Origin of the sequence: Rahnella inusitata (genome assembly GCF_018288855.1) — a bacterium.
GTDB classification, from domain to species: Bacteria; Pseudomonadota; Gammaproteobacteria; order Enterobacterales; family Enterobacteriaceae; genus Rahnella; species Rahnella inusitata.
This window is the reverse complement of the sequence record NZ_CP065024.1, coordinates 4,583,774-4,598,906: the sequence shown is the minus strand read 5'-3', so window position 1 is coordinate 4,598,906 and position 15,133 is coordinate 4,583,774. Positions and strand designations below refer to the sequence as shown.

Annotated in this window: 17 protein-coding genes; 14 read left to right on the top strand and 3 right to left on the bottom strand. The window is 53.2% G+C overall.

The annotated features are described in order from the left end of the window. Window positions 1-3 precede the first annotated feature (3 nt). The 5 genes from mlaD (at window position 4) to murA (ending at window position 3,308) form a co-directional block, all read left to right on the top strand. On the top strand, window positions 4-561 hold the full coding sequence (gene mlaD, locus I2123_RS21415) for an outer membrane lipid asymmetry maintenance protein MlaD (protein ID WP_112169345.1): 558 nt from the start codon (window positions 4-6) through the stop codon (window positions 559-561). Between the two features lie 41 nt (window positions 562-602). After that, window positions 603-1,235, top strand: a complete 633-nt coding sequence (gene mlaC / locus I2123_RS21410; RefSeq protein WP_112169207.1) for a phospholipid-binding protein MlaC — start codon at window positions 603-605, stop codon at window positions 1,233-1,235. Further along, window positions 1,232-1,549: a lipid asymmetry maintenance protein MlaB gene (gene mlaB / locus I2123_RS21405; RefSeq protein WP_112169209.1), complete on the top strand. Its 318-nt coding sequence runs from the start codon at window positions 1,232-1,234 to the stop codon at window positions 1,547-1,549. Before mlaC ends, mlaB begins: the two co-directional genes overlap by 4 nt. Window positions 1,550-1,723: 174 nt before the next feature. Beyond that, window positions 1,724-1,978, top strand: a complete 255-nt coding sequence (gene ibaG / locus I2123_RS21400; RefSeq protein WP_112169210.1) for a BolA family iron metabolism protein IbaG — start codon at window positions 1,724-1,726, stop codon at window positions 1,976-1,978. A 70-nt stretch (window positions 1,979-2,048) separates the two neighbouring features. Next, on the top strand, window positions 2,049-3,308 hold the full coding sequence (gene murA / locus I2123_RS21395; protein ID WP_112169212.1) for a UDP-N-acetylglucosamine 1-carboxyvinyltransferase: 1,260 nt from the start codon (window positions 2,049-2,051) through the stop codon (window positions 3,306-3,308). Window positions 3,309-3,380: 72 nt separating this feature from the next. On the opposite strand, the gene degS is transcribed toward murA, so the two are convergent. The 3 genes from degS to zapG all read right to left on the bottom strand — a co-directional run bounded on the left by degS (window position 3,381) and on the right by zapG (window position 6,467). Further along, complete coding sequence (gene degS, locus I2123_RS21390; protein ID WP_112169346.1) at window positions 3,381-4,448, bottom strand: outer membrane-stress sensor serine endopeptidase DegS; 1,068 nt, start codon at window positions 4,446-4,448, stop codon at window positions 3,381-3,383. A gap of 87 nt (window positions 4,449-4,535) precedes the next feature. Further along, complete coding sequence (gene degQ, locus I2123_RS21385) at window positions 4,536-5,903, bottom strand: serine endoprotease DegQ (protein ID WP_213051480.1); 1,368 nt, start codon at window positions 5,901-5,903, stop codon at window positions 4,536-4,538. 162 nt (window positions 5,904-6,065) lie between these two features. Then, on the bottom strand, window positions 6,066-6,467 hold the full coding sequence (gene zapG, locus I2123_RS21380; protein WP_112169216.1) for a Z-ring associated protein ZapG: 402 nt from the start codon (window positions 6,465-6,467) through the stop codon (window positions 6,066-6,068). Between the two features lie 285 nt (window positions 6,468-6,752). On the opposite strand from zapG, the gene zapE reads away from it, so the two are divergent. The 9 genes from zapE to nanK all read left to right on the top strand — a co-directional run bounded on the left by zapE (window position 6,753) and on the right by nanK (window position 15,086). Continuing rightward, complete coding sequence (gene zapE, locus I2123_RS21375) at window positions 6,753-7,889, top strand: cell division protein ZapE (protein WP_213051479.1); 1,137 nt, start codon at window positions 6,753-6,755, stop codon at window positions 7,887-7,889. A 317-nt stretch (window positions 7,890-8,206) separates the two neighbouring features. Further along, window positions 8,207-8,635 carry a 50S ribosomal protein L13 gene (rplM, locus tag I2123_RS21370; RefSeq protein WP_013577239.1) on the top strand — a complete coding sequence of 143 codons (429 nt, stop codon included), beginning with the start codon at window positions 8,207-8,209 and terminating at the stop codon, window positions 8,633-8,635. Window positions 8,636-8,651: 16 nt separating this feature from the next. Continuing rightward, on the top strand, window positions 8,652-9,044 hold the full coding sequence (gene rpsI, locus I2123_RS21365; RefSeq protein ID WP_056776311.1) for a 30S ribosomal protein S9: 393 nt from the start codon (window positions 8,652-8,654) through the stop codon (window positions 9,042-9,044). 380 nt (window positions 9,045-9,424) lie between these two features. Beyond that, on the top strand, window positions 9,425-10,066 hold the full coding sequence (gene sspA / locus I2123_RS21360; RefSeq protein ID WP_112169222.1) for a stringent starvation protein SspA: 642 nt from the start codon (window positions 9,425-9,427) through the stop codon (window positions 10,064-10,066). A gap of 3 nt (window positions 10,067-10,069) precedes the next feature. After that, window positions 10,070-10,564: a ClpXP protease specificity-enhancing factor gene (gene sspB / locus I2123_RS21355; protein WP_112169224.1), complete on the top strand. Its 495-nt coding sequence runs from the start codon at window positions 10,070-10,072 to the stop codon at window positions 10,562-10,564. Window positions 10,565-10,743: 179 nt separating this feature from the next. Further along, complete coding sequence (locus I2123_RS21350) at window positions 10,744-11,535, top strand: transcriptional regulator NanR (RefSeq protein ID WP_213051478.1); 792 nt, start codon at window positions 10,744-10,746, stop codon at window positions 11,533-11,535. A gap of 170 nt (window positions 11,536-11,705) precedes the next feature. Further along, window positions 11,706-12,605: an N-acetylneuraminate lyase gene (nanA, locus tag I2123_RS21345; RefSeq protein WP_213051477.1), complete on the top strand. Its 900-nt coding sequence runs from the start codon at window positions 11,706-11,708 to the stop codon at window positions 12,603-12,605. 96 nt (window positions 12,606-12,701) lie between these two features. Next, complete coding sequence (locus I2123_RS21340) at window positions 12,702-14,192, top strand: MFS transporter (protein WP_213051476.1); 1,491 nt, start codon at window positions 12,702-12,704, stop codon at window positions 14,190-14,192. Between the two features lie 18 nt (window positions 14,193-14,210). Then, window positions 14,211-15,086: an N-acetylmannosamine kinase gene (gene nanK, locus I2123_RS21335; protein ID WP_213051475.1), complete on the top strand. Its 876-nt coding sequence runs from the start codon at window positions 14,211-14,213 to the stop codon at window positions 15,084-15,086. Window positions 15,087-15,133 lie beyond the last annotated feature (47 nt).

Sequence of the window (15,133 nt, the reverse complement as noted above, 5' to 3'; positions counted from 1 at the left end):
ACCATGCAAACGAAAAAGAGTGAAATCTGGGTTGGCGCATTTATGATTATCGCATTGATTGCGGTGGTCTTCCTGTGTCTGAAAGTCGCTGATATCCGCTCCATCGGTTCGGATCCCACTTACCGTATTTCTGCGGACTTTGACAATATTGGTGGCCTTAAAAGCGGCTCACCGGTGAAAGTGGGCGGCGTAGTGATCGGTCGTGTCAGTAGCATCACGTTGGATAAAAATTATTCTCCGCGTGTCGAAATGAATATCGATCAGAAGTACAACCAGATCCCAAGCACCAGTACGCTGGCGATCCGTACTTCCGGTTTACTGGGCGAACAATTCCTGGCACTGAATATTGGTTTTGAAGATCCTGAGATGGGGACGACTATCCTTAAAGAGGGAGGCGTCATTCAGGACACCAAATCAGCGCTGGTGCTTGAAGATCTGATAGGTCAGTTCCTGTACAAGAGCGGTGATGGAAAGGCCGACCCTGATGCGGGCGAGGCACCTGCTGCAAATGCCACACCTGCACCTGATGCTAATACAGCCCCACAACCGGCTGTGCATTAAGCATTTGGCAACGTGGATTCTCCAATAAAGAGGAAGTTAGAATGTTTAAACGTTTAGTAATTGCTGCGCTGCTGGTGGTGATGGCCCCGATGGCTAATGCCGCTGTGGATAAAACCAATCCGTACAGCGTGATGAATGAAGCGGCGAACAAGACTTTCACCCGTCTTAAAAACGAACAGCCAAAAATTAAGCAGGATCCAAACTATCTGCGTCAGGTCGTGCGCGACGAGCTTCTGCCGTATGTGCAAATCAAATACGCCGGTGCGCTGGTGTTAGGCCGCTATTACCAGCAGGCTACCCCGGCACAGCGTGAAGCCTACTTCGCGGCGTTCAGCGATTACCTGCAGCAGGCTTATGGCCAGGCGCTGGCGCTGTATAACGGTCAGAGCTATCAGGTTCAGCCTGAACAGTCTTATGCCGACAAAGACATCATCGCCATCCGCGTGACCATCACCGATCCAAATGGCCGTCCTCCGGTTCGTCTGGATTTCCAGTGGCGTAAAAACAGCCGCACCGGTGAGTGGCAGGCGTATGACATGATTGCCGAAGGCGTCAGTATGATTTCCACCAAGCAAAATGAATGGGCGGATATCCTGCGTCAGAAAGGGATTGATGGTCTGACTGCACGTCTGAAACAGGCTGCGGCACAACCGATTACCCTGGATCAAAAATGAGTGATGGCCTGCGCTGGGAATGCCAGCCGCCGCTGCTGACGTTGCACGGCTGCCTGGATCGCGAAACGCTGTTGCCGGTCTGGGATGCCCGTAAATCGCTGCTGGCCGGCGTCACGCGTCTGGATGTCTCCGGGCTGGAACGCGTGGACTCTTCCGGTCTGGCGCTGCTGGTGCATTTGCGTCAGGAAGCCAGCCAGCAAGGCGTCTCTCTGACCCTTGAAGGGACTACCGACCGGCTGAGAACGCTGATCGCGCTGTATAACCTTCAGGACATTATTCCAGCCGACATCTCCGCTCCGGCGGTCAGTCAGTGAATAAAGAATAGTGAGTGGTTACGGTAAGTTAGCGAACCTGCCGTGAACTGCTAACGTAAAGACCTCAAAGCCCCTGTGCGAAACTCTTCCTCAGGGGCTTTTTCGTGGTTTAAGATTTGCCCCGATCCCTATAAGATACCGGGCTGTTATGATCCTTCAGAAGAATAGATCCCTATGGAAACGAATGAAATTAAAGAAGTGCTGATGAACGCCTTGGCACTGGATGAAGCCCACATTACTGGCGATGGCAGTCATTTTCAGGCCATTGTCGTTGGTGCGATGTTTGATGGCATGAGCCGCGTGAAAAAACAGCAGACCGTTTACGCCCCGCTGATGGAATACATCGCCGACAATCGAATTCACGCACTGTCTATCAAGGCGTATACCCCTGAAGAATGGGCGCGTGACCGTAAACTGAGTGGGTTATAAGACTGTCGGGCTTCCGGCAGCTTCCTCGTCTTTGACTCTTATTTAAACCTCATACAAGAGAGCAGTCATAATGGATAAATTCCGTGTACAGGGTGGGACGCGCTTAAACGGCGAAGTCACTATCTCTGGTGCAAAAAATGCAGCACTTCCTATTTTGTTTGCCGCACTGCTCGCAGAGGAGCCGGTTGAACTTCAGAACGTTCCCCATCTGAAAGACATTGATACCACCATCAAGTTGCTTGGTCAGTTGGGCACTAAAATTGAACGCAACGGTTCTGTGTTCGTGGATGCCAGCGGTGTGAATGAGTTTTGTGCGCCGTACGATCTGGTGAAAACCATGCGTGCTTCAATCTGGGCGCTCGGTCCGCTGGTTGCTCGTTTTGGTCGTGGTCAGGTTTCTCTGCCGGGCGGTTGTGCGATTGGCGCACGTCCTGTTGACCTGCACATCTCCGGTCTGGAACAGCTGGGCGCGACGATTGTGCTGGAAGAGGGTTACGTTAAAGCCTCTGTGGATGGTCGCCTGAAAGGTGCGCACATCGTGATGGATAAAGTCAGCGTGGGCGCGACGGTCACTATCATGAGTGCTGCTACGCTTGCCGAAGGCACCACCATCATTGAAAACGCCGCGCGCGAGCCGGAAATTGTCGATACCGCCAACTTCCTCAACACGCTGGGTGCAAAAATCACCGGTGCAGGCACCGATAAAATTACCATCGAAGGCGTAGCTCGTCTGGGTGGCGGTGTATATCGTGTGGTTCCTGACCGTATCGAAACCGGGACTTTCCTGGTGGCTGCGGCTATTTCTGGCGGCAAAGTCACCTGCCGCGAAGCGCGCCCTGATACGCTGGATGCCGTTCTGGCAAAACTGCGTGAAGCGGGCGGCGACGTTGAAGTGGGAGAAGACTGGGTCAGCCTGGATATGCACGGCAAACGTGCTAAAGCGGTCACCTTCCGCACTGCGCCTCACCCTGGTTTCCCGACCGATATGCAGGCGCAGTTCAGCCTGCTGAATCTGGTGGCAGAAGGTACCGGTGTTATCACCGAAACCATCTTCGAAAACCGCTTCATGCATATCCCTGAGCTCATCCGTATGGGTGCTCATGCGGAAATCGAAGGCAGCACGCTTATCTGTCATGGCGTTGAAAAACTGTCTGGCGCACAGGTGATGGCGACCGATTTACGCGCATCAGCCAGCCTGGTTCTGGCGGGTTGTATCGCAGAAGGCGTCACCGTCGTTGATCGTATTTATCATATCGATCGTGGCTATGAGCGTATCGAAGATAAACTGCGTCAGCTGGGTGCGAAAATTGAGCGTTTTAAAGGCGAGTAATTCTTAAGCCTGACGCAATAAAAAAGCCGGAAGGGGAAACCTTTCCGGCTTTTTCGTTTATGCAGTTTAGGGTCAGTGGGCAGGATATTCCTGCACGGTGACCTGCAATGTCAGCTTGTCGCCGTTGCGCATGATTTCCACCGGAATGACGGTGCCGGGGCGCACTTCTGCGACCTGATCCATCGTTTCGATAGCGGAAACTGCCGGTTTGTTATTCACGTTAACAATGACGTCGCTGACCCGCATACCCGCATTAGCCGCCGGGCCGTTAGCGGTCACTTCGTTCACCACGATACCCTGAATGCGATCCAGCCCGCTGTTCGGTCCGTGAAGTGGCGAAACTTCGCGGCCGCTGATCCCGATATAACCACGAATAACGCGGCCATCGCGGATCAGTTTACCCATCACTTTAGTCGCCAGCGCGGTAGGGATGGCAAAGCCGATACCTTCCGGTGTCGCGCCGTCGTTGCTCTGGTCAAAGGATAGTGTATTGATACCCACCAGCTCGCCGAGCGAATTGACCAGCGCGCCGCCGGAGTTACCCTGGTTTATCGAAGCATCGGTTTGCAGGAAGTTCTGACGGCCGGACGGGCTGAGGCCGATACGGCCTGTGGCGCTGATAATACCCTGTGTCACCGTCTGCCCGAGATTGTACGGGTTGCCGATCGCCATCACGATGTCGCCAACGTGCGGATTACGGTTGGGATTAATCGGGATGACCGGCAAATTCCCGGCGTTAATTTTCAGCACGGCCAGATCTGTCAGGCTGTCGGAGCCGACCAGCAGCGCTTCGAATACCCGACCATCCTGCAACGCGACAATAATCTGGTCAGCATTGTTGATCACATGTTTGTTGGTGAGAATATAGCCATTGTCATTCATGATCACGCCAGAACCCAGCGTGCGGATCTGTAATTCGTTTTGCGAGCTGTTGCCCATGTTGCGGTTGTATACATTCACTACCGCCGGCGCGGCGCGGCGTACACCCGAGTTATAGCTAACCGGTTCTTCGCTGGTTTGGGTGAAATTGCGTTCGAACAACGGTTCCGTGATCTTTTTACGCAGCATAGGCACCGCCGCCAGCAAAATGCCGGCAACAATCAGACCAATAACAGCGGATCTCAATAGCTTAACAAACATGAGTTTATGGGGTGCGAGATGAAAAGTGACTGAAGAATAGCACGAGTTAATCGGACGCAGCAGCATCTGCGTCCGATTTTCAACCCTTTACGGCATCAGCAGGTACATATTTTGCCCTTTGCGCACAATGCTCAGGGCGATCAGGTCCGGTTTGGTTTCGAGGATTTTGCGGAACGCCGCCAGATTGTCGATCGGCTCACGGTTTACGCCGATGATCACATCGTCTTTCTCCAGACCCACCTGTTCAGCCGGTGTGCCTTTTTTGACGTCATCGACCTTCACGCCTTTCGCCGTTTTTGCATCAACATCACTGAGCGTGACGCCTTGCAAGGCCGGATTGATCTTCTCGATGCTCACTTCCACCGCCGGGCTTTGCGCCAGCGTGACATTGACGGTCATCGGTTTGCCTTCGCGCAGTAAACCAATCTGCATCACCACGCCTGGCCCGGCGGTGCCGACTTTGGCGCGCAACTCTGCAAAGCTGCTGAGGGTTTTGCCCTGCAACGTAATTAATACGTCGCCGGATTTGATTCCCGCTTTGGCAGCCGCCGAGTCTGGCAGCACTTCATTGACGAACGCGCCGCGCTGACTGTCCAGTTTAAACGCCTGTGCCAGTTCCGGCGTCATTTCGCTGCCGCGGATCCCGAGCAGGCCGCGTTTGACTTCGCCAAACTCAATCAGCTGGTGGCTAAGGTTTTTCGCCATGTTTACCGGGATCGCAAAACCAATCCCAACGCTGCCGCCCTGAGACGAGATGATCGCGGTGTTGATCCCGATAAGTTCGCCTTTCAGATTCAGCAGTGCGCCACCAGAGTTGCCACGGTTAATGGAAGCATCGGTCTGGATAAAGTTTTCCAGCCCTTCGAGATTCAGCCCGCTGCGTCCAAGTGCAGAAACAATCCCTGATGTGACGGTCTGCCCCAGTCCGAACGGATTCCCTACCGCGATGGCGAAATCGCCAACCTGCAAGGCATCGGAATCGGCCATCGCGATTTGCGTCAGGTTTTTCGCGTCAATCAGCTGGATCACTGCAATGTCCGACTGGTCGTCTTTACCAATCAGTTTAGCTTTGTATTCGCGCCCATCGTTAAGCTGAACGGTAATTTTGTCGGCATTGTTCACCACATGGTTGTTGGTGAGGACATAGCCTTTGGCAGCATCAATGATGACGCCGGAACCCAGTCCTTCGAACGGCTGAGCGCCCTGATTAGGTTCCGGGTCTTGCTGACCAAAGAAAAATTTGAATTCAGGAGGTACGTCCGTGCTTGGCGGCTGTGTGCCAGAAACCTGAACGCCCACCACGGCGGGCAATACTTTTTCAAGCATCGGCGCCAGACTGGGCAGCGGTTGCCCTTGAACGGCCATCGGCAAAGCAGCAGTTGCCATCGGCGCAGAAGCGAAGGTTAATCCGAGGCTAACAGCTAACACACTGAGCAAAAAAGACTTTTTCTTCATCAGGATAACTCTCTCGCTTTCTGTAATGGGCGTCTTTTATCGACAATCGAACGATGATTCACAGCACGGGAAGGGGCAGGTCTGGAGACGGTGCATGCGCAGGGCATGCACCGTGGTTGTCCCGGCGTCGATGAACAGCGATGCCGGGCAATGTTGCGTTGGTTATTTGCGTACAGGACGCTCGCCGCGCAGCAGACCCGATGCACCATCAGAGTAATCGCGTGGCATCTGAACTGGTGCCTGATCGTTATCGGCTTCAGAACCTGTCAGACGGTAGTTGAACGGATTATCCTGCGCAGGCATGTCCGGCAGCAGGTTGTTAGAGCTTTTTGCCATGTGCTGATAAAGCTGACGGTAATCCGTCGCCATGTTATCGAGCAGTTCTGCGCTGCGCGCAAAGTGGCCTGTCAGTTCCTGACGATATTCGTCGAGTTCTGCTTTGCTTTTCTCCAGCTCATTTTTCATCACTTGCTGATCGCGTAATTGACGATTGCCAAAGCGCATCGCCACCGCACCAATCGCGATACCGACCACTAATCCAATGAGTGCATACTCCCAGGTCATAATGACTCCTATTTTGACTTCGTTGTCCCGCAGGGCTTTTTCACGTAACTTTTATGACTTAACTTTTTTACACAATGGTTTTAACGTTATTGTCACACGCATTCGTCATGCAATAGCTCCACTATAACCGTTAACCTTGTCTGTGTGGAATCCTGCCGTCACAATCACCGCAGTCCGGTGCCTTTTTCGCGCACAGACTGAGGGGAAAAGCAGCGAACCGACGGCAAAAAAGCGGCTAAACGACGTGAAAAACATTAAAATTTTTTCTCAGGGACGTTAACTAACATGCAACCCAAATCACCTCTTATCCTTTATCAGAACGCTGTTGATGCCGGAGAGTTCCAGCCGGACGCCGTTCAGAAGCAGGCTGTGGTCCAGCTTGATGCCATTTATCAGGCACTCAGTGCCCTCTGTGCACCTGCCGCTCAGCCTGCCAGCCGTGGTGGCCTGTTGGGGCGCCTGTTCGGCAAAGCCCCGGTAAAGACTGCGCAACGTCCGGTTCAGGGTTTATATATGTGGGGCGGAGTAGGGCGAGGCAAGACCTGGCTGATGGATTTGTTTTTCCATAGTCTGCCGGGTGAGCGCAAATTGCGCCTGCACTTCCACCGTTTCATGCTGCGCGTTCATGAAGAACTGACGCAGTTGCAGGGGCAGGAGGATCCGCTCGAAGTGATCGCCGATCGCTTTAAGGCTGAAACCGACGTGCTGTGTTTTGACGAGTTCTTTGTCTCGGATATCACCGATGCCATGCTCCTGGCTACGCTGTTACAGGCGCTGTTTGCCCGTGGTATCACCCTTATCGCCACGTCTAACATTCCGCCGGATCTGCTGTACCGCAACGGACTGCAACGCGCGCGCTTCCTGCCGGCAATCGATCTGATTAAAGAATACTGCGATGTGCTGAATGTCGATGCGGGCATTGATTACCGTCTGCGTACGCTGACGCAGGCGAATCTTTGGCTGTCACCGGCCGGGGAAGAGACCACTGACGCGATGCATTCAATGCTGGGCAAGCTGACCGGCAATCACAGCGGCTCAGCCGAGACAAAACCGGTGCTGGAAGTGAATCACCGCCCGATGCAGGCGATCGCCGCTGTCGACGGCGTGCTGGCGGTAGAGTTTCATACTTTGTGCGAGGAAGCGCGCAGCCAACTCGACTACATCGCTCTTTCAAAAATCTATCACAGCGTGTTACTGCACAATGTGCCGGTGATGGGCGCGGACAGCGAGAATGCAGCGCGACGTTTTCTGGCGCTGGTGGATGAGTTCTATGAACGTCATGTGAAGCTGGTTATCTCTGCTGCGGTGCCGATGTTTGAAATTTATCAGGGCGAGCGGCTGAAGTTCGAATATCAGCGATGCCTTTCGCGCCTGCAGGAGATGCAGAGCGAGGAATACCTGAAACTGCCGCATCTGCCTTGATCTTGTTGACTAAAAGGCAGGCGATAAATCGTATAAAAAAGAAACAGTGCATCGTGCAAGGGTGGCCGTTACACTGACTTCAGGGATTTATGATTTTTCGTCAAAAAGGGTTCGCTCTTTGCGGGAGACTTCTCTATAATCTTGCGACCCCACGTTACTACAAAGTTTTTTTCCCGAAACTTTATAAGTGCCAGCATTGGCTATTCGAAGGGGTAGGTTTGCTGGACGATGGTCGTGTGAACCTCAAATACTTATTTTATAAACAAGTAAGCGTTCGGGTGTTCGCCAACGTGTAACTTTAATTGGGTAAGCTTTTAATGAAAACTTTTACAGCTAAACCGGAAACCGTACAACGTGACTGGTTCGTAGTTGACGCTACCGGCAAGACCTTAGGTCGCCTGGCCACTGAACTGGCCCGCCGTCTGCGTGGCAAACATAAAGCGGAATACACTCCGCACGTTGATACTGGTGATTACATCATCGTTCTGAACGCAGAAAAAGTTGCTGTAACCGGCAACAAGCGTAACGACAAGATCTATTACCATCACACCGGCCACATCGGTGGTATCAAGCAAGCGACCTTTGAAGAGATGATCGCTCGCCGTCCTGAACGCGTGATCGAGCTCGCGGTTAAAGGCATGTTGCCAAAGGGCCCGTTGGGTCGTGCAATGTACCGTAAAATGAAAGTTTACGCGGGTAACGAGCACACTCATGCGGCGCAACAACCGCAAGTTCTTGACATTTAATTCGGGATTATAGGCAATGGCTGAAAATCAATACTACGGCACTGGTCGCCGCAAAAGCTCCGCCGCTCGTGTTTTCATCAAACCGGGTAGTGGTAACATCGTAATCAACCAGCGTAGCCTGGAACAGTACTTTGGTCGTGAAACTGCCCGCATGGTAGTTCGTCAACCTCTGGAACTGGTCGACATGGTTACTAAATTTGACCTGTACATCACTGTTAAAGGTGGTGGTATCTCTGGTCAGGCTGGCGCTATCCGTCACGGTATCACCCGTGCACTGATGGAATATGACGAAAATCTGCGTGGCGAACTGCGTAAAGCAGGCTTCGTTACTCGCGATGCTCGTCAGGTTGAACGTAAGAAAGTCGGTCTGCGTAAAGCACGTCGTCGTCCTCAGTTCTCCAAGCGTTAATTTTCTGCTGCTTATGCAGCACAGTGCTACGGCACGAAAATCAACGTCAAAAACCCGGTGCCACACCGGGTTTTTTTATGCCTGTCATTCCGCCAGGGCTTGCAAAAAACAGGCTGAAATGATTTTCAGATACACAATTCACCACGAATTCATCTCGCCGTCCCCACAGCACGCGTAAAATCTGGTAAACTATCACACACTTTTGTGCCTATTCGCCGAGCAGTTGACGTTGCCGCGCTTCCTGGCTGGGTTCGCCTTGCCAACGGTTGTCTATGAAACTACGGAACAAAAACTGCAGGCTGGCGATAAAATGATTGTTCAGGATAGCAGCCTGACAGTTGGCTATTCGCTGTATAATTCTAGATAACTTGGAGGTTTTCATGGCTGTCGCTGCCAACAAACGTTCGGTAATGACGCTGTTTTCCGGCCCGACCGACATTTTTAGCCATCAGGTACGTATCGTACTGGCCGAAAAAGGTGTCAGTGTCGAGATTGAGCAGGTTGAGATGGATCACCTGCCGCAGGATCTTATTGACCTCAACCCTTATCGCACCGTACCTACGCTGGTCGATCGTGAGCTGACGCTGTTCGAATCCCGCATCATCATGGAATATCTTGATGAGCGTTTCCCGCATCCACCACTGATGCCGGTCTATCCGGTAGCGCGTGGCGAGAGCCGTCTGATGATGCACCGCATCGAAAACGACTGGTACTCTCTGATGCGTCAGATTGAAAACGGCACCGCCGCCGAAGCCGACGCAGCGCGTAAGCAACTGCGCGAAGAACTGCTGGCCATCGCACCGATCTTCTCTTACATGCCTTACTTCAAGAGCGAAGAGTTCAGCCTGGTCGATTGCTATCTGGCTCCGCTGTTATGGCGTTTGCCAGAGATGGGCATTGAGTTGTCCGGCACCGGTTCTAAAGAGCTGAAAGGCTATATGACGCGCGTCTTCGAACGTGATGCATTCCTGGCCTCCCTGACCGAACCCGAGCGCGAAATGCGTTTGCACACACGGGGTTAAGGTATGGAGATGAACGACATGTCTCCGCGCCGGCCTTACCTGTTGCGGGCCTTTTATGAGTGGTTGCTCGATAACCAGCTCACCCCGCACCTGGTGGTTGATGTGACGATGCCCGGCGTCATGGTTCCGATGGAGTTTGCACGTGACGGACAAATTGTTCTGAACGTGGCACCTCGCGCTGTCGGTAACCTTGAACTGGGTAATGACGATGTACGTTTCAACGCCCGTTTTGGCGGTGTGCCGCGTAACGTATTTGTGCCGATCGCTGCCGTACTGGCGATTTACGCCCGTGAAAACGGTGCCGGTACCATGTTCGAGCCTGAGCCTGCTTACGAAGCTGAAGGTGCCTTCGCGGATAACCTGAGCAACGATGAGACCTCAGAGCCGACCATGTCAGTCATTGACGGTGATTTGCCTGATGTGTCTGAAGAAGGCCCGGATGACGAGCCGCCAACGCCGCCACGCGGTGGTCGCCCGGCATTACGCGTCGTGAAGTAATCGTTCGTCAGATTGATTCTGGTTTGCCCTCTGGCCAGACTGAAACCCCGCGTGAAAACGCGGGGTTTTTTATTGCTCAGACCCCACCGGGCTCTCCTTTCGCCAGTGCAGATTTGCTGTGTTATCATTCAAAAAGTCATTCGCAAACGTCCCATTAATAATGGTCTGATCCCGACGCTATGAGCACATTCGACGAACAACCGGCAGAATCCAGTGACACCTTCGGGCTTGCAATGCGCCGCCGTCCGCTCGCGCGCAAGAAGCTTTCAGAGATGGTGGAAGAAGAGCTGGAGCAGATGATCCGCAGGCGCGAGTTTGCTGAAGGTGAACAACTGCCGTCAGAACGTGAGCTGATGACCTTTTTCAATGTTGGCCGTCCCTCCGTGCGTGAAGCACTGGCTGCGCTTAAACGCAAAGGACTGGTGCAGATCAGCAACGGTGAACGCGCCCGTGTTTCCCGTCCTTCGGCGGAAACCATTATCAGTGAACTGTCCGGCGTGGCGACAGACTTTCTGGCGCGTCCTGAAGGTATCGCTCATTTCGAACAACTGAGGATGTTTTTCGAATCCAGCCTGGTGCGTTATGCCGCCGAGTTTGCCACCGATGAGCAGATTCAGCGTCTGGGTCAAGCGCTGGAAATGAATAGCCAGTCGCTTGATGACAACGAGCTTTTCATTCGCTCGGATATCGAGTTTCATCGCGAACTGGCTGAAATTCCGGCCAATCCGATCTTCATGGTCGTTCATGTTGCCTTGCTGGACTGGTTGATAGCGGCGCGTCCTGCCGTACCGCAGGAAGAATTGCATGCGCATAATAATGTCAGCTATCAGCAGCACATCGAAATCTTTAACGCCATCCGTTCGCGTGATCCTGATGCCGCGGATGCTGCACTGAAAGCCCATCTTAAAAGCGTATTTGCGGCCTATTACGCGGCACCGCGTAAGCAGGGTTTGAAAAAAAAACCGGCCTGAACTGAGATCTTCCCCGCATTCTTTTTGATCATCGCTGATCAACCATAATTATTTCATATGGCAGAGATCACATCCTGAGCCTTCAGTTGTGTTGTGTTTGTTTTTTGGTCTGGTATAACAGGTATAAAGGTATATCGATATGACTGCAAACCAACAACCAAGAGGCGTTTATGAAACAGAATCTGCGGGGCGTGATGCCGGCATTGCTCACTCCTTTTAATCAGCAACAGCAAGTAGATACCGACAGCCTGCGCCGTCTGGTGCGTTTCAATATCGAACAGGGGATCGATGGCCTGTATGTCGGCGGCTCCACTGGCGAAGCTTTTCTTCAAAGCCCGCAGGAACGCGAACAGGTGCTGGAAATCGTGGCGGAGGAAGCAAAAGGGAAGGTGACACTAATCGCCCATGTCGGTGCAATCAGCACCCGTGAAAGTCAGATGCTGGCAGCTGCCGCCTGCCGTTACGGCTTTGATGCCGTCTCCGCAGTCACGCCTTTTTACTACCCTTTCAGCTTCAATGAACATTGCGATCACTACCGTGCCGTGACGGATTCTGCTGAAGGCTTGCCTATGGTGGTCTACAACATTCCCGCTCTGAGCGGCGTGAAACTGACATTGCAACAGATTGATACGCTAATCACACTGCCCGGCGTTGGTGCGCTCAAACAAACCTCCGGTGATTTGTATGAAATGGAAAAAATCCGCCGTGCGCATCCGGATTTAGTTCTCTATAACGGTTATGACGAAATCTTTGCTTCCGGCCTGCTGGCGGGGGCGGATGGCGGAATTGGCAGCACATACAACGTGATGGGCTGGCGATACATGGCTATCAAACAAGCAGTGCAGGAAGGGGATGTGGGACGCGCAATGCATCTGCAAAGTGAGTGCAACAAGGTCATCGATCTGCTGATTAAAGCGGGTGTCTTCCGCGGGCTGAAAACGATTTTGCATTATATGGATGTCGTTGCCGAGCCGCTGTGTCGCAAACCTTTTGCGCCGGTGGATGAACAATATCTGCCAGCGCTTAAGGCACTGGCCGCGAAGCTTCAGGCAGAACGTACCGCGTTCTGATCCCTGCTCCCTGATGCCGGTTTTTCCGGAATCAACAATACTCTATCAGTCCTAACCAAAGGGCGGGTTAATACTAATCCGTCCCGGGGGTGATTTATGCGTAACAATGCCCGACAGATCTCATGGTTTCGCCTTTTGACTAAACCGCAATGGAAAGCATTTTCGGCCGCATGGATTGGCTACCTTTTGGATGGTTTTGATTTTGTCCTGATCGCATTAGTGCTGACAGAAATTAAAAGCGAGTTCGACCTGACGGGCGTACAGGCGGCGAGTCTGATTTCGGCAGCGTTTATATCCCGCTGGTTCGGTGGATTATTGCTCGGCGCAATGGGCGATCGTTACGGCAGGAAGCTGGCGATGATCACCAGTATCGTGCTGTTCTCTATCGGGACATTGGCCTGCGGATTCGCGCCTGGTTTCACGGTGATGTTTTTCGCCCGTCTGATTATCGGTATAGGCATGGCAGGCGAATACGGTTCGAGTGCCACATACGTCATTGAAAGCTGGCCGAGACATTTGCGCAACAAAGCGAGCGGGTTTCTGATATCCGGGTTCTCGGTGGGCGCTGTGATTGCCGCACAGGTATACAGCGTGGTGGTGCCCGTCTGGGGGTGGCGCGCGTTGTTCTTCATCGGCATCTTACCGATTATTTTCGCTCTCTGGCTGCGTAAAAATATACCGGAAGCAGAAGACTGGAAGGTGAAGTTCGCTCATAAGAAACCGGCCAAAACCATGGTCGATATTCTCTATCGCGGCAAGCATAGAGTCATCAACGTGGGTATGACGATGGTCGCGGCCATCGCGTTGTATTTCTGTTTCGCTGGCAACGTGGGCAGTGCGGTAGTGATTACGATACTGGGTCTCATGTGTGCGACAATTTTCGTCAGCTTTATGGTGCAGGGCAGCGGCAAACGCTGGCCGACGGGCGTATCGCTGATGGTTGTCGTCTTCTTTGCCTTTCTGTACTCATGGCCGATTCAGGCGCTATTACCGACATACTTAAAAACCGAACTGGCCTATTCGCCAACGCTGGTGGCTCATGTGCTGTTCTTCAGTGGTTTTGGTGCAGCGGTAGGTTGCTGCGTGGGCGGTTTTCTCGGCGACTGGCTGGGAACGCGTAAAGCCTATGTGTACAGCCTGTTGGCCTCTCAGATATTGATCATTCCGGTATTTGCCATTGGCGGCGGAAATATATGGGTATTGGGATCCCTGTTGTTCCTGCAACAAATGCTGGGGCAGGGCATCTCGGGCATTCTGCCTAAGCTCATCGGGGGGTATTTCGATACTGAACAGCGCGCAGCAGGGCTGGGCTTTACCTATAACGTCGGCGCGCTGGGTGGCGCTCTGGCACCGGTGATTGGGGTGACAATTGCACAGCGTTTGGATCTCGGTACTGCGCTGGCATCACTGTCCTTCGGGCTGACCTTTGTGGTGATCCTGCTTATCGGGCTGGATATGCCCTCACGCATTCAGCGCTGGATCCATCCGGAAGCATTACGCACGCACGATGCGATTGATGGCCAACCTTTCAGCGGCGCAGTGAAAGTGAAGCCGGCAAATACAAAAACCGGGTTGATCAGAAACTGAATTTGCGAGGGTTCCCCCATGACAACGCTGGTGATTGATATCGGTGGCACTAAACTTGCGGCTGCGTTAGCAGACAGCGACTTGCATCTCACCCGGCGTCGGGAAATCCCCACACCCGCCAGCCGGACAGCGGATGCTTTGTATGCTGCACTGGCTGAACTGATTGCACCGCTGGTTTCACAGGCACAACGAGTCGCAGTCGCTTCTACCGGCATCATTAAGCAGGGTGTTCTGACGGCGCTGAATCCGGATAACCTCGGCGGCCTCAGCCATTTTCCGCTGGTGGAGGCGATTTCCCGTATGACCCAACTTCCCTGCATAGCGATAAATGACGCTCAGGCCGCCACCTGGGCCGAGTATCATTCACTTACAACGGATATCCGGGATATGGTTTTTCTCACTGTCTCGACCGGCGTAGGCGGCGGAATTGTCAGTAATGGAAAGTTGCTGACAGGCACCGAAGGGTTGGCGGGACATTTTGGCCATACGCTGGCCGATCCCGAGGGGCCGCGCTGTGGTTGCGGCCGGACGGGGTGCGTGGAGGTGATGGCCTCTGGGCGTGGAATTGCCAGCGCAGCACGAGGCGATTTAGCCGGTAGCACCGCAAAACAGATTTTTGCCCACGCGACTGTGGGAAATTTGCACGCACAATCACTGATCTTGCGTTCGGCCCGAGTGCTGGCACGTCTGATTGCCGATATCAAAGTGGTGACGGATTGCCAGTGTGTAATTGTTGGCGGAAGTATTGGTCTGGCAGAAGGTTATTTAAGGCAGGTGAAAACCTGTCTTGATGAAGAGCCTGAGGTGTGTCGCGTGCCACTCTCCGGAGCGAAACATCAGCATGACGCGGGTTTGCGGGGAGCGGCTTTGCTGGCGCGGGAAATGACGTTTTAGCTTGATTACGCTTAAAAAAAGGGGCTGTCATCGCTGGCAGCCCCTTT